10 protein-coding genes are annotated in these 16,260 nt (G+C 39.7%); 6 read left to right on the top strand and 4 right to left on the bottom strand.

The features are described 5' to 3' along the window. Window positions 1-17 precede the first annotated feature (17 nt). The gene (locus I6N90_RS10765) at window positions 18-6,257 is read left to right on the top strand and encodes a glycoside hydrolase family 78 protein (RefSeq protein WP_197935505.1); all 6,240 of its coding nucleotides are present in this window, start codon (window positions 18-20) and stop codon (window positions 6,255-6,257) included. A gap of 113 nt (window positions 6,258-6,370) precedes the next feature. Here the strand turns inward: I6N90_RS10765 and I6N90_RS10760 are convergent, their stop codons facing one another. The 3 genes from I6N90_RS10760 to I6N90_RS10750 are packed head-to-tail and all read right to left on the bottom strand — an operon-like array spanning window position 6,371 to window position 9,352. Continuing rightward, the gene (locus I6N90_RS10760; RefSeq protein WP_197935504.1) at window positions 6,371-7,378 is read right to left on the bottom strand and encodes a FecCD family ABC transporter permease; all 1,008 of its coding nucleotides are present in this window, start codon (window positions 7,376-7,378) and stop codon (window positions 6,371-6,373) included. Beyond that, the gene (locus tag I6N90_RS10755) at window positions 7,375-8,379 is read right to left on the bottom strand and encodes a FecCD family ABC transporter permease (RefSeq protein ID WP_197935503.1); all 1,005 of its coding nucleotides are present in this window, start codon (window positions 8,377-8,379) and stop codon (window positions 7,375-7,377) included. Before I6N90_RS10755 ends, I6N90_RS10760 begins: the two co-directional genes overlap by 4 nt. A gap of 19 nt (window positions 8,380-8,398) precedes the next feature. Further along, a complete protein-coding gene (locus I6N90_RS10750; protein WP_197935502.1) occupies window positions 8,399-9,352 on the bottom strand; it encodes an iron-hydroxamate ABC transporter substrate-binding protein in 954 nt (317 codons plus the stop codon). Between the two features lie 220 nt (window positions 9,353-9,572). On the opposite strand from I6N90_RS10750, the gene bioB reads away from it, so the two are divergent. The 5 genes from bioB (at window position 9,573) to I6N90_RS10725 (ending at window position 15,467) form a co-directional block, all read left to right on the top strand. Next, the gene (gene bioB / locus I6N90_RS10745; RefSeq protein WP_197935501.1) at window positions 9,573-10,580 is read left to right on the top strand and encodes a biotin synthase BioB; all 1,008 of its coding nucleotides are present in this window, start codon (window positions 9,573-9,575) and stop codon (window positions 10,578-10,580) included. 309 nt (window positions 10,581-10,889) lie between these two features. Next, complete coding sequence (gene uvrA, locus I6N90_RS10740) at window positions 10,890-13,394, top strand: excinuclease ABC subunit UvrA (RefSeq protein WP_197935500.1); 2,505 nt, start codon at window positions 10,890-10,892, stop codon at window positions 13,392-13,394. Between the two features lie 448 nt (window positions 13,395-13,842). Then, a complete protein-coding gene (locus tag I6N90_RS10735) occupies window positions 13,843-14,268 on the top strand; it encodes a VOC family protein (protein ID WP_197935499.1) in 426 nt (141 codons plus the stop codon). A 15-nt stretch (window positions 14,269-14,283) separates the two neighbouring features. Continuing rightward, entirely contained in the window at window positions 14,284-14,865 is a 582-nt protein-coding gene (locus tag I6N90_RS10730; protein ID WP_197935498.1) for a TetR/AcrR family transcriptional regulator, read from the top strand. 188 nt (window positions 14,866-15,053) lie between these two features. Next, window positions 15,054-15,467: a VOC family protein gene (locus I6N90_RS10725; RefSeq protein WP_197935497.1), complete on the top strand. Its 414-nt coding sequence runs from the start codon at window positions 15,054-15,056 to the stop codon at window positions 15,465-15,467. Between the two features lie 63 nt (window positions 15,468-15,530). Here the strand turns inward: I6N90_RS10725 and I6N90_RS10720 are convergent, their stop codons facing one another. Continuing rightward, window positions 15,531-16,256 (bottom strand): FadR/GntR family transcriptional regulator, encoded by a 726-nt coding sequence (locus I6N90_RS10720; RefSeq protein ID WP_197935496.1) that lies wholly within the window; start codon window positions 16,254-16,256, stop codon window positions 15,531-15,533. Between the last annotated feature and the right edge of the window lie 4 nt (window positions 16,257-16,260).

Genomic DNA, 16,260 nt, shown 5'->3' with positions numbered 1-16,260 from the left:
CTGGAAGTGGTGATTAAATGAAAAAATTCATGCTAACAATGTTTATTTTATTTATGGCCATTTTATTTAGGAACGATGATGTTAGAGCTGAAACTTCTGTGATAACTCCAACTTACGAGACACATGTTAATGAAGAAATAATAGATCCTTATCTTTATACAGATCAGGCTAGCTCAGATGTGACATACAATATTCAGTCTAAAAAGGGCTTTATCATTAAAAGTATACGTTGGGAAAAACCAGATGGGACTTTTTTGCGTGAAGCAAGTGGAACGTGGGTGGGGAAACCAAGTTATACTGGAAAAGATACTATTAATGGAACAGAAGTGGTGGTAAAAACAGCACGAAGTCACACCTATGGTGGTATTTATTATTGGGATCGCTCTGGAGGCAGTAACGTTTGGAGAGCAAACGTTCAAGATCCTAAAAATGTTAGATATCCAACTAGTTCAACTTGCCCTTATACCTCAGAAGAAGATGAGCATGGGTATAGAGCTTTTCCAAACTGTAGCGACGAACTTCTTTATTTAATATTGACAAAAAATGGTCCATATCACTTTGATGGTAATGAAGGTCTACCTTTTGTTAAGGACAAGGTAGTAGATGTAAAAACGATAAATGTTTATGATGTAAAACTTGATAGAGACAAGCGAGTTGATAATGAGATATATAAAAATGATAATGATCCAGTAAAGCGATGGGGAAAGGCTGATCTTTCAACAACATATATCCGTCACGAGGTTCTTTCTAAAACTAGCGTTCGTGCATACTTTAAACAAAACTTTAAAAGGGACTCATGGGATGCAGGTTATTACAATGATTGGGCGAATCCTGGCGCACGTCAGATGTGGTATTATTCTGCTCTTAAGTTCAGATTAGAAGCAACAACTTACCGCTATAAGGATAAAAGGTTGGTCGTCGAATGGGAATCTGAGAAAAACACGATGACAGAAATTAAAGTACGTCATATGGTGCGAACAGGTCCTACAGGGAGTTTTGTGAAGTCAGCGGAGTCAACTACTCCTTTAGTTGAGAAGTTACCGCATAGTCGCTCGTTAAATGCAGATTCAATCTATGGTAAGGTACTCGGTGGTAATGTTTCTTATATCAACTTTAATAATTCCTTTCAACCTGGTAATTTAGTAACGACTACTTTGAACAACACACAGAAAATCGCTTATGTTTCATTTTTTTATGAAAAAGATCCCTTACAATTCTCAGGAGACTTTGATATTATTCCATCTACAATTAATTTTCGAGAATCTTTTAGCTTCATACCAAAAGATTTTGCTATGAACGGATGCTCCTACCAATCGCACAGATATAAAATTGAGCGCGATGGAACCGTGATCACGCGGCCTTTTATAGGACAGACCAATAAAACTACCTACACTTATAGCAATTACCCATGGAATATTGGTGTTGGTGTACATATGGTAAGTATCAATATTAAGACCAGCTGCGGAGAATCGGGTTGGATAGCTGACAAGCCACTCACAGTCAATGATATCGCGGGAAACAATCCGCCAGAATTTGAAATTGGCTTTGTTTATCCTAGCGTTCGGACATTGCCTCTGACAGAAGTAATAGAGGGAACTATCTTAGACCTCATCTATATCGATGATCCATCAGTACCGACCCCTATAGATCCTGATGGGGACTCCATTGAATTTATGGGCTTTGATACCGAATATGGTTCGGAATTCATTCGTTCACTCCCCGAGAAGTACGAACGGGTTACTGAAGGCTATCACAATGTGAAAATGGACACTCTCGGCTATCATTATGTTAAAGCTCAAATGCGCGATCAATATGGATTAACGTCTACTGCAACAACGGTAATTAAAGTTGTTCCCAAAAACCCTGTCGCAATTGCGAGATGCCCTGCAGAAGTGAAGACGATGCGACCTATATATTCTTCTTTTGATAGTTCTAAAAGCTACAGTCCAATAGGGCGTAAGATTGATCATGCTAAAGATGAATGGACGAATCGATTGTCAACCTATATAAACAATACAGAAAAAGTTCAATTTGAGAGAGTACAGCTAAATGTCTATGATTCAGCAGGTTTGAAATCATTAGAACCAGCTGAATGCCATATCGCTGTAAAACCTGATTTGCCACCAGTTGCATTATTGAATGTTACTGATCTTAGCTTGCGAAACAGAGCTGTAGCCATGATCAATGAATCATTTTCACCAGACGGAGATCAAATTGTTAGTACAGTATTGTCATATATACACGACGCAAACAATGATGGCCAATATTCGGAGACCGCTGTTCCACTCAAACCAGAGAGTGATGGTATGTATTGGCTTACACCTAATAAAGTAGGCAAGTATCAGTTTACTCTTACCGTTACAGAGAATTGGGGGAAAATGGCGAGTGCAGTTTACGTACTCGACGTAATCAATGACAGTCCATGGGTTTCTTTTACCGCTGTAAGCGAGAATGTAACACCACCAGCAGCAGGTAAAAGCTATGCTATTAATCCATCCGATATTATGTCTAACACATGGAAATCAACGACTGGCGGAAAGTCTTGGTCTGTAGATACGGTTGAAAATTCTCTATCGACCGTGAATCTATTTATTTCAACAGAACCTGGTGATGTGAAAAACTGGCAAGGAATATCACTCAATGAGGCAACTATTTCTAATGTAAAAAGTTTTACAGGGCCTGATCGGATAAAGCTATATTTGGATTACACACTTTTAGAAGATACAACACCTAGAGATGATTCCGATCTCATTGTCTATAAAAGTGGGAGTGAAATTAGACGACTAACAAAGTCGAGAATTTCTCACATTGATTATGATTTAGGACTTATCTATATTAGAAATGGTGCGATTGAAAAGGATCAAGTTTATAGTTTTAAAGGCCTTGCACTAAATACGCCTCTAACTGAAGTATACGCAAGAGCTAGTTGGGGTTGTGTTTATGATACGTGCTTTAATCAGGGTGGTCATAAACTACTAGATACAGAAAGTTTAAAATTTAATCATGATCTAAAACAAATCTATACGACAATGACCTACAATAAGTGGAATAAGGGAAAGGATTACGCCAACCTGTACTCGTTTAATAATCCATTTCTACTTTCTAAAAAAACAGAATTACATTCAGATCTTCAAGAGGTAGGCATATCCGTTGAGAGTACTATCAACAATCCGTTAGGTTATGATTCCAAAGGAAATCTTTATTATGAGGCATTTGATTATCATGATGGATCACCGAGTAGTGGTTACGTTTTTCATAACGTTTTCCTAGCTAAATTAGATGGATCTACAGGTGAACAATCTGCCCTTTATCATGATGGAGGTCAAACCAATTGGAGTCATTCGTCAACGAAAGATGGTTATGCTATTGGCTCGCGAGTAGTTGGCAATGAAGATGGTTCAAAAATTGCATATCGCTACATGAGGAGAAGTTTTAGTAGCTATATTGATCGGCTAATTGTACGGGATACAAACACTGGGGCTCTTTTGCATCAAATAGAGATAAGCGAGACGATCCTATCACGCCATAAAAATACCATCATTACAAAGGATCATAATTATCTAAGAGCACGAGACTTTAATAATCCGGCCAACATAGTATGGTCGGTAGATATAAGAAATATTAATAGTTATATCATTACAACCAATGGGTATTTCTATTACGCAAAAACTCGTGATTCTAATTTGTATAACATCGATTTGGCTAACGGGCATGCGAGTTCATTAAATTTGAGTTCATTTACTTACCAGTCAGGTAATCCTAGTATGTCTTTAACGGTTTTGACAGATGGTTCTCTAAAAGTATCTTCAGGCGAAAAGTACATCCTTCTTTCTGGTCCTACACCAGAACGTAGCGAAAACTACGACCTATATGGGACGTTGTATTCTGACTCAGTCCCTAGTCTTGAGAACTTTATGTATGCATATCAGCTTAAGTTTAACTTTGACTCTCTAAGTGAAGAGAGAGCTGGTGTATCTTTCAGATCGAAAGATCATTCATTTCAAAACACATACAGAGTAGAGTCGTCATCAGAATCTACTCGTCTTATTAAGATTGAAAATGGAAAACGTACGATTCTGAATGAAAAAGCATATATGATGGAGCAGCATAAGTACTATAACGTGATGGTACAAGCTATTAATGATTCGATAAAAGTGTATGTAAATGGTGTTCCTATTATCGACGTGTTAGATACGACCTTCGAGTCAGAGGGTGAGTTTGGAATATTTGCGAACACGGCGTTAGTCGAGATGAAAAATATGAAACTAACGGAAATGCTCTCAAATAAAAATAAGCAATATAATATTGCGGTCATTGATGATCCGATTACATTCACAACAAGCGTGACTGACCCTGAAAATGATCCAGTCATTGGAGTGAAAAGTAAGTGGAGTTACAGACATACGAATCCAACGAAGTTTTTGGACGCAGGTGACGGGAAGTCGGGTCTATCAGCCCTACATGATATCTCGATTGGTACTCCAAAACAACCAGATAAAGTAGGGATCTATCATCTATCCTATCAAACACAAGATGATCCGCATCTATCGTATTTATATCCGAATATGCTATTCGATAATTACCGTAAGCAATCCAATTTGTATACTGAACAGTTGCTCATCCATCGCAAGCCAATTGCGACATTTGATGTCGCGCAGCGGCCTTCCGATGGACATGTTCTTTGGACGGATTATTCTTACGATCCAGATCGTTATTTGACTTTATCAAATTATTCAAAAGAAGCTACGGGGATCGACTACAAACAAACAAAAGGTGTTTTAGAAAAGAAATTCTACTACCTATCTCCAAGCGGCGATTATGTACTAGAAAAGCTTATTACACCACAAGAAACGGGTCTTTACAAAATAGGATTAGCAGTACGAGACGAATATGGCGCATGGAGCAATTGGGCTGTAAAGACACTAGATGTTAATATTACAGCTGTATTAAATACTCCTCCATCGCCTGGATTTACGAAATCTCATACAACTGCTCATAGAGGAACTACAGTAACCATTAATTCTTTAGCGACTGATAAAGAAGATGGTGACCGAACAAAGCTGAAGCACACATATTATGTTCGCAATAAAACAACAAATGGTGTGGAAACAGTATTTAGCAGTTCACGAACAAGTTGGACAACAAGCTTTAACGCACTTGGAACATACTCGTTCCGCCAAGTAGTTGAGGATTCACATGGTGCTACTGCTCAGATCGAACAAGAGGTTAAAGTTATTAATCGTAAACCAACAGCTACAATAACTGCACCAACTAGCACCAACCAGGACAATCCATCGAAGCTTACGGTACTGCGTCCCGAGTTTAAGTGGACATACGGAGATGCAGACAATGATGTTCAGAAGCGATATCAGGTTCAAATTATTCGCTACGGAGGATATCTAGTAACTGATTCAGAATCAATATCTGGTGCGGATAATACTTGGATACCTGAGGTTGATCTACCCGAAAAAACAAACATGTACGTAAAAGTAAGAGTGTTTGATGGGATCGAGTGGGGTGAATGGAGTACCGTTCGTTATTTCTATATAGAAACGAACGTAACACCAAGGGCTGATTTTAGTTGGTCACCACAACCGATCTATGAAGGAGATACGGTAACGTTCCGTTCTTTGGTCAATGATCCCGATAAGGATGCATTATCTATCCGCTATGAGCTGAAGAGTCCCACAGGAGTCAAAACGAATACGAATTATTCCTTTAATGATCCATACCCTAATACTGGACCAGTACAACCGTTTGTAGAAACGGGTACATGGACGATGAAGTTAATCGTTAGCGATGGAAAAGCTGCTCCAGTGGAAGTTACTAAATTAATTTCAGTGCTTCCCCTAAATGTTACAGGTACGGTGAGACATACTGATTTATGGAATAAACATCGTCAGCAATATAATCTGAAGACAAGTGGTGAAATAGAATCACCACGTAGCTATAATGTGTTTTGGGCTGGAGAGAAATTTCTTTTATATGCGAATACAACTGAAACAACAACGTCGACACGTGCAAATCGGGTTGAAGTAACAATTGGTAAGAAAACTACACACCTCATGCTAGTTGGAGACAATACAACATCATGGAGTGGGGAGCTATGGGATGAAACATTCGAAAAGCTTGAGGATGGTCCTATTACCTTCACTTTTTCTGCTTATTACAACAATGGTGTTATCAAAGTTATTCGTGTGGAAGTTGTCATCAGTGGGAGTGTTGGACAAGTCGTTGGTGTCCATAGAGTAAAGTAAATAACTTTGTAGTTGAGTAGCCGCACAAAATAAAACAGTCCTCTCCAGCTTTCTGGTGAGGACTGTTTTGTTGTTGAATAGATTATCTATGTGCTTTAGTCATGTAAGTTCTATTATTTCTTCAAGATCAAATAAGCAAAGTAAGGAACGCCAATGATAGATACGACGATTCCTGCTGGGATACCATCAGGATCAAGTAGATTCCGGCCTATTGTATCTGCGATAAGAAGCATCCAACCACCCAGAAGTACGGCAACAGGAATAAATAGTTGATTACGTGGGCCTACTAGCGCCTTAGCAATATGAGGTGCCATTAGTCCGACGAATGCAATGGCTCCAGTGACTGAAACGGCAGAAGCAGCAAGCGCAACGGCAGCTAGTAAAAGTTTGATACGTTCTCTCTCTACTGGCAGACCTACACCGATTGAAACAGGTTCACTAAGACCAAGCAGATTTAGTTGATTCGCCTTATAGAGGGAAAAAGGAATTAAAAATGCAAGCCAAGGCAAGATAGCCCAAATGAATGGCCAATCTGCGCCCCATACATTTCCTGCAATCCACTTAGCAATAAAATCTACTTTCGATCTTTCAGCGGAAGAAATTATAACGATCATAACGCCCGAAAGTGTAGTGGAGAATCCCACTCCGATGAGCACAAGCCGGATAGGGTTCAAACCTTCCGATCGCTTAAAAGAAAACAGGTAAATTAAGCATGCTGTTAACAACGCTCCAACAAAAGCTGCAACAGGAAGTAAATAAACAAATTTTCCTGCTTCTATCGGTATAAAGAGGAAAAATATTGCAACTGCGACACCAGCTCCCGAGTTAATACCGATAATTCCGGGATCAGCCAAGTCATTACGAGTAATCGATTGTAAAATTGAGCCGGATAGAGCTAAGGCCATTCCAGCGAGCAACGTTACTATGATACGTGGCAGTCGGATTGAAAACAGTATAAATTCCTCTTTAAAGTTGCCTGCACCTAACAAAGTCGGTAGTATCCGATCATAGGAGACGGTAGAATAACCAAGTCCCAAACTAACGACGATAGTTGCAACTATTAAAGTTAAGAAGGATATGACAAGTATTCGTTGCTTTCGGACATTCGCCTTTTGCATCATGATAAGGATTTGCCTCCTTTATGTACGACGAATAGGAAAAACGGCAAGCCCAACATGGAAACAACTGCTACAACAGGAGTCTCATACGGTACATTTATTAAACGTCCCATCGTATCTGCGATTAACATAAAGGCGGCACCCAGAACTGCGGACATTGGAACAATATATCGGTAGTCAGTTCCAGTAAATGATCTAACAATATGAGGGATCATGAGACCGATAAATGCTAAATTGCCAACCAAAGCAACAGATGCACCAGTAAGTAGGATGACGATTATAAACAAAATTACCCTTACCCGAGTGAGACTTTGACCAAGACCTATCGCTACTTCTTCATTAAGACTTAATATCGTAAGCTGTTTCGAGAATATAATAGAAATGATAATTCCTATAATTACAATTGGTGCGATTAATGTGATCTGTGCCCATGTAGTACCAATAAGACCACCTGCCGTCCACATAGACACAAATTTCGATATTTTAAAATAAAGTCCAATACCTTCACTAACTGCGATTAAAAAAGTGGAAATCGCAGCACCTGCTAGAACGATACGGAAAGGCGACATCTTCCTTCTCCCAGCAGAACTCAAAATAATGACCAAGATTGCACCAACGGCAGAACCAATAAAACATGCGATCGTAATGCCCATATAACTCAGGTTAGGAGCGAAAGCTAATGTAATAGCAAGCGCTGCAGTTGCACCTGAGGTTAAGCCTAGAAGTCCGGGGTCAGCAAGTGGATTCCGTGTTACGCCTTGCATAACAGCTCCAGAAACTCCGAAAGCTGCTCCTACTAATGCTGCACCAATTTCTCTCGGCAGCCGAATCTCTTGAATGATAAGAATATCTTTGTTAACACTGGAAAAAGTAATTGCAGCCCATACATCCTGCAAGGAAATATCTGCGGCTCCTAACATAATTGATATAACAAACATGCCGGCAAGAAAAACTATGCCGGCAATAAGTTTGTATACATAAGGTAAAGCACGTTTATTTGTCATAGGTAACTGTCCCATGATGTTATTGACCCAACAGTTTTTCGATAAAGAAAGCAAGTTGGATGTCTAGTGTTAGTGGATCGTTGAAGAAGTACTGGTTTCCATTTACATCAAATACTTGTTTGTTTTTAACTGCTGGAATATTTTTGTATGATTCTGTTTCTTGGAAAGACATGTCGCTTTCCGCATACTTGCTCATAATAACGTAATCACCCATATATTCTGGAAGAACTTCTGGAGAAATCGCATAGTAACCATCTTTTAATGCCATTTCTTTTACTTTCGCTGGCATAGCTAACTTCATTTCTTGATAAAGAATTTCTGTTCCGCGTCCCCAGTTGTCGCCAAATACATAAAGCTGTTTCTGCATACTTTCAACGACGGAAATCGTTGTATCTGCACCGATTTTTTCTTTAATTTTTACGCCAGCTTCTTGCGCACGCTTCTGGAAATCATCTACCCAAGCTTGTGCTTCTTTTTCTTTATTTAGAACTTTACCGATCTCTACATGTTGTTCTAAATAGTTAAGTTTTCCGTATGTGAAAGTAACGGTTGGAGCAATTTCTTTCAATTTCTCGATGTTTTTAACTGTTGATAAGCCCAAGATTAGATCTGGGTTTAGCTCAATAATTTTTTCAAGGTTTTCTTCAGAAACTTCTGCAGCATCTTTAATATATTTATCATAGTTAGTGTTTTTCTTCGACCACACATCTACACCAACGATATTAACACCTAGTGCCATTACGTTACCTGCTAATGAAGAAAGAACAACGACGCGCTGTGGATTAGCTGGAACTACAACGTCGCCACTTTCGGATTTATAAGTGATCGTACCTGTTTTGTTATCTTCAGTCCCAGTGGTAGCTGATGGAGAAGGTTGTGTTGTGTTTTTTGCACCTTCATTGCTATTACCGCCACCGCAAGCGCTGACTAGCAACATCAAAATTAGAACAATTGGCAATAATACTTTCTTCATTATGGAACTCCCCTTTATCTTGGTGATAATGATTATCAACTTCACTTTGCTCATTCTATATAGGTCAAAGTGGTTTGTCAATGTCAAAAATTTGCCTTTTCAATCTCTTTACAGCCCTCTACTGATTTGGTAGAATTACTTAGTTATATTGTTAACTAATACAATCATATAAATAGTTAACAATAATTATTTTTACCTATTCACGAGGAGGATATTATTAATGAATAGTCTAGTATCTACAATAAATTGGCAGTCTTTAGCGGAGAAGGCACTCCTTGGCGAATGTTTAACGATGGATGAAGGTATGGCTGTATTAGAAGCTCCGCATGACGAGTTATTACCACTCATGCAAGCTGCCTTCCAAGTGAGAAGACATTACTTTGGTAAAAAAGTAAAACTAAATATGATTATCAATGCAAAAAGTGGGCTTTGCCCGGAAGACTGCGGTTATTGTTCACAATCGATTGTTTCCACCGCACCTGTGAAGAAGTATTCGCTTCTTGATAAAGAGACTTTGCTTGCAGGAGCTAAGGAAGCACTTGCACGTAAAGCAGGAACCTATTGTATTGTAGCGGCTGGTAAAGGTCCGACGGATAGAGAACTTAACCAAGTTATCGATGCTGTAAAAGAAATAAGAGCTACAATGCCGCTAAAAATTTGTGCGTGTCTTGGAATTTTAAAAGATCATCAAGCTGTACAATTGGCAGAAGCGGGTGTTCATCGATATAACCATAATTTGAACACAAGTAGAGAAAATTATCCGTCAATTACGACAACACATACGTATGACCAGCGTGTCGAAACAGTAAAGAAGGCAAAATATAGCGGGATGTCACCATGTTCTGGCGTCATTATTGGGATGGGGGAAAGTGATCAAGAGATCGTAGAAATGGCTTATGCGCTCCGTGAGCTCGATGCTGACTCTATTCCAATCAACTTTTTGAATGCGATTCCTGGTACACCGATGGAGAATGCTGGTACAACTGCTCCTATTAAATCGCTTAAGGTGTTGGCATTATTTCGTTTCATATGTCCTACTAAAGAAATTCGTGTGGCAGGAGGGCGAGAAGTAAACTTGAGAGGGCTTCAACCGATGTCGTTATATGCCGCCAATTCGCTATTCGCAGGAGATTATTTAACAACTGCGGGGCAAGAGATTCAGGACGATCATCAATTAATTGAAGATATGGGCTTCGAGATCGAACTGAATGCATTAGGAAGCTGCTGACCGTTGCTACAATTACGTTGCACATTAAAGAGATATGTAAATAGTTTATAAGTAAGATGGGACTAGTTGTTGCATGATAACAGCTTAGTCCTATTTTTTTACTTCGAAATGTTGTAGCTGATTAATAGTACGAGTTACACATTGAAATTCCAATTCAACATTAATTTTAAACATTAAAGCACCATGACAAACTTTTAAAAAAAGTAGTAGATTTTTATTGAAATAATTTCAGTGAACCATTGCATTTGCATCAATGTTGTAAAATAGAATCGATCATTAAAAAAAGAACGTTTTTAAGGAGGAATTGTAATGTATGGAACGATAAAGATTCGAGGGGCAAGAGAAAATAATTTAAAAAATATTTCACTCGAAATTCCGAAACATAAGCTCGTCGTTGTGACAGGTCCATCTGGATCAGGAAAGTCTACTTTAGCTTTGGATACACTCCAAAGGGAATGTCAACGTCAGTACATGGAATCAATGGGTATGGTATCGGAGGAAGTCAGCAAACCTAAAGTTGATTCGATTGAAGGTTTGTCTCCATCAATAAGTGTTGGTCAACATGTAACTAATCGAAATCCGCGCTCCACAATTGGAACAGCTTCGGATATTTATACGTTGATGCGTATTCTATATGCCAAGCTTGGAGAACGCCCATGTCCAGCATGTGGTGAAATCGTGAAGCCAGTCATTGGTGGACAACCTAGCGCAAAGCTAGTTTCAGATGAGGAAGATGGTACTGGTTTCAATCAAAAGGTTCATTGTGAATCGTGTGGACACTCGCTCGAAAAATTAACGATGTCTCACTTTTCATTTAATAAACCGGAGGGAGCTTGCCAAGAATGTAGTGGACTTGGGCATGTTGCGAGCTTGGATATTGAATCGATATTTGATAAAGAGAAAAATGTACGTGATGGTGGCGTTAGATCTTGGCAAGGTATGTACACCGAATATAATATTACAATTTTAAAAGCAGCTTCCCAGTATTATGGACTAACGTTTGATGAAGAAGCGCCACTGAAGAGCTACGATACGGCCATGCTGGACTTGCTTTATTACGGTGCAGAAAGCGAAGTGTTCGTTGCACATTTCCCAAATAAGAAGCCGCCAAAAGCAGTTACACAAGGGAAGTTCGAAGGTGTTATAACGGGGATTTGGAGAAGATATAACGAAAAAGGCGGCGACTCGTCTGAAGGTTCATTGTTCAAACAGAGCATTTGTAACAGTTGTAATGGTGCTAAGCTACGCAAGGAAAGTCTTCTAGTTAAAGTTAACGGACTTGCTATTCAAGATGCTTCTTCACGTCCTTTAGGCGTTACGCTGGAATCACTTGAACAGTTGAAAGCTCAATTTACAGAAGACGAAGAGATGCTAGTTGGGCCGATTGTTTACGATATGATTGTTCGATTAAAACGAATTATCCATGCAGGGTTGTCTTATATGTCACTTGAGCGTCCGATCATAACATTGTCTGGTGGAGAAGCACAAAGGTTGAGGTTAGCATCCATCTTAGGCTCGGGATTGACAGGTGTTTTATATATCTTGGATGAACCGACAGCTGGTCTTCATCCCCGTGATACGAGCGGGCTTATTCAAGTGCTCAAGCAGCTTCGTGATCTAGGTAATACGGTTCTTGTTATCGAACATGATGAAGAGGTTATGCGTGCAGCAGATCACATCATTGATATTGGCCCCGGTGCAGGTATCTTTGGCGGAGAAGTGGTTGGACAAGGTAGTCTTGAAGAGCTTATTAATCAACCGAGTTCCGTAACAGGTAACATATTTAGAGATAAGCAGGTCAGTTTGAAGTCTTCTTCACGCAGAAAAGGAAATGGCAATCAGTTAACTGTTCACGATGCGCATCTTCGTAATTTAAAAGGAGTAACAGCAGCATTTCCACTTGGGTGTCTCGTATCGGTTACAGGTGTATCTGGATCGGGTAAGTCCACACTATTATTTGATCTACTGGCTGACTCGGGACCGGGTAATGATCGTCCATCAGGTTGCGAACGCATTACGGGTTGGGAGGATGCAGGGCCTGTCATCATGGTAGATCAATCGCCGCTCTCTCGTATGCAACGTTCCAACATAGCAACGTATACAGATGTATATACGCATTTAAGAAATTGGTATGCAGGCTTCCCAGAAGCGAAGGCTGCTGGATTAACGGCTAAACATTTCTCCTTCAATACACAGGGAGGAAGATGCGAGGAATGCCAAGGCTTGGGTGTTGTATCTGTGCATATGCACTTTTTGCAAGATATTGAAGTACGTTGCCCAGCTTGTCGAGGCAGACGATTTAAAGAAGAAGTGCTTGCCGTAACCTACGAAGGTTATAGCATTACTGATCTACTTGATATGTCTATCCAGGAAAGCATGTCTTTACTTGAGGGGCAGAAAAAAATAAATGATACGCTAAAATTATTATCAGAGGTTGGTCTTGGTTATTTGAAATGGGGACAATCGCTAAATACATTGTCTGGTGGCGAAGGACAAAGGATTAAGCTCGCTAAGCAATTAAGTAAAAAGACGACGCAACATACGCTCTATTTACTTGATGAACCATCCACAGGTCTCCATCCTGGCGATGTACGAAAGCTTGAGATTTTATTAAACAAGCTTGTTGATGCGGGCAATACAGTCATTATTGTGGAGCATAATATTAATATGATTGCAAACTCTGATTGGGTCATCGATATTGGTCCCGAAGGAGGGGGAAATGGAGGCTACATCGTAGCCGAAGGTACTCCTGAAACGGTTGCCCAAGTGGAAGCATCCTATACAGGTCAATTTCTGAAGCCGTTGTTGCAATAGGGGGCTCTACCACTAACGACTAGTATGCTGATTCGCTAACGAATCATATTGTACTTATATTGAAGAAAATAACTTGTAAGTTAGTCTAACGAACTCCAGTGTCGTTATCGAGTTTTTTTTGGCTGAAATAAAGCCACTTTGCTCGGTATAAGCATACTGGAGTTCGTTAGTCGTTTTAAACGGTACAATTTGATCAAATAAAGGTTACTTGGTTCGTTAGCGGTAAGTTCGGTAAGGGGCGCTACCACTAATATCTAGTATGCTATTCAGCTAATATGAATCGTATTGTGCACATCAGTAAAGCTCCGTCATGTCAAGCATTAGTGTGGAGATTGAGCCGGGAAAAAATAAAATTAAATGCTTTTAAGTTATTTACATACATTCTGTATGTATGTTAAATTAAATCTATTGAGAGACACCATTCCACATTTGAGGAGAGTGCTAGTTAATGAAAACAAACAGCTTTTACCCTGTTATAATGACTGAGAAGTTAGTAGAAAGTGCAGCATTTTATCAAATCCATTTCGGGTTTGTTACTGTATTTGAATCGGACTGGTATATTAGTTTGAAGCTAGTGCAAGGCGACATGACTTACGAACTTGCGTTGCTTGATCCATCTCATGAAACGATTCCTGCTGGATATGGTGAACCTACAAGAGGTTTGTTATTTAACTTCGAAATTGACAATGTCGACGATGCATATGAAAAAATGATTGTGAAGGGCAAGCTACCATTATTGCGTGAAATTCGTGATGAAGATTTTGGACAGAGACATTTTATAACTTGTGATCCTAATGGTATTCTTATAGATATAATTACAATTATTCCACCATCAGAAGAACAAAGTGAACTTTACAGTGAGAAGGTATGGTAGACAGGAGCTAGCTTAATGAGAAGGACAAAGGACGAAGCGAACGAAACGATTCGGAAGTTAATTGATGTTGCAAGGAGACACTTTGCAGATCATGGCTATGAAAAAGCTGGATTAGAGCAGATTGCAATAGATGCTGATGTTACACGTGGGGCGTTGTACCACCATTTTCGCAATAAAAAGAATTTGTTTCATGCGGTGCTTGCTGCGGTTCAACAAGAAGTTGGTGAGCGGGTAGAGGAAGAAGCTTCTCGAAGGGATGACTTGATGGAGCAACTGCTGCAAGGCAGTCGAGCCTTTCTCCTTGCAGCTGTTGAGCCTAAGAACAAACGTATTTTGCTCGTTGAAGGTCCAGCAGTGTTAGGGTGGGATGTTTGGCGTGAGCTTGATGAACAAAATTCGTTGCGTCACTTGAAGGAACAGCTGCAAATTATGAAGGAGCAAGGAGTTTTAGGAGATGTATCAGTTGATTCATTGGCACACTTTGTTTCTGGCGCTCTGAATGAATCTGCACTATGGATGGCTCAGTTAGAAGATACAAGCAAAGCTATGGAAGAAACGATGTCAATGCTTACATTATTGCTGGAAAGAGCTCGATAAGAATGTATCTTCATTATTGTAATGTGGAACAATAAGATTAAGATTGATTATTGTTTCTACTAATGTAAGATAGGGTAGAGAGAGCTTGATTGCAAATATAGCAATTTAAAAGAAATGTGTCGTTCAACTCTTTGCTATACTTGCATTAAAGGCTTCATATTCCCCATTAAACGACGAGGTGATTAGAAATGGCTACAGTAGCAAAAAACATATTTGTAAATGCATCTGTTCGAAATGTGAAAGCTTCGATAGCATTTTTTGAAGCAGTTGGTTTTGAGTTCAATAAACAATTTACCGATGATAATGCGGCTTGTCTTGTTATTGGTGAGAACATATTTGCAATGCTGGTGCAGGAAGAGTTGTTCAAAACGTTTACTAACAAAGAAATTGTGAACACGGCAACATCGGCAGAATCGATATATGCCCTCGGAGTTGGCAGCAGAGAAGAAGTAGACGGGATTGTAAGTCGTGCACTTAGCGCTGGTGGATCTGCTCCTAAAGAGCCGGTAGATCATGGCTTTATGTACTCTGCAAGCTTTCAAGACTTAGATGGACATTTGTGGGAAGTTTTGTATATGGAACCAAGTGCTGTAGCTGAATAAGCTACATAAATAGAGCCTTTGTTGAAGGATCAGCGATGATCTCTCAGCGAAGGCTCATTTTTATTATTGATCCTTCTTAATTATCGCTTTAAGTTCGGATTCTACCTTAGTTAAATGAAGGCTTATGAGCTCAGTAGATTGTGCTACATTCATTTGTTCAATAGCATTGAAAATAGAGCGATGTTCTTCGAGCAACCGAAGGGCATTTGCTTTTTCTTGATAAAACCATAGTTCGCGTGTTTTACCGATGCTATCACTAAAGCGCTGGGAAAGTGAATCCATGAGTCCGATGAGCAGCGAATTTTTGGATGCGGCAGCAATAGCAGCATGAAAAGCAACGTCAGCTCGTTCACCCTGGGCGGTATCATTGGTGAGTAAAGATTGCTCCATTTTGTCCAATATGGCACGTAATTTCTCCAAGTCCTCTTCGCTGCGCCTTTCTGCTGCAAGGGCTGAAGTGCCAGCCTCAATAACTTTCCTTACTTCTAATAATTCCAGAATGGAGCTTGCTTCTTGGAAAAACGAACTCGAACTACTCGTTGAGCTAGCCGAAGGCAGAATCTTCTTCACAAATGTTCCGCCACCGTGCCGAATGTCGAGCCAGCCCATTGCTTTTAATGCACTTAGCGCTTCTCGTACAGTTGAGCGTCCAACGCCGAACGACAATGATAAATCTACGACGGAAGGTAGCTTGCATCCTGGCTCCCAATGACCATTTTCTATTCGTTCAAGGATAAGGCGGCTAACAATTTCATGGCCTTTTTCCGTTTCAATCCGCATATTTTGCATCGAT

Origin of the sequence: Paenibacillus sp. GSMTC-2017, from assembly GCF_016019935.1 — a bacterium.
GTDB lineage: Bacteria > Bacillota > Bacilli > Paenibacillales > Paenibacillaceae > Pristimantibacillus.
This window is presented reverse-complemented; position numbering and strand designations above follow the sequence as displayed.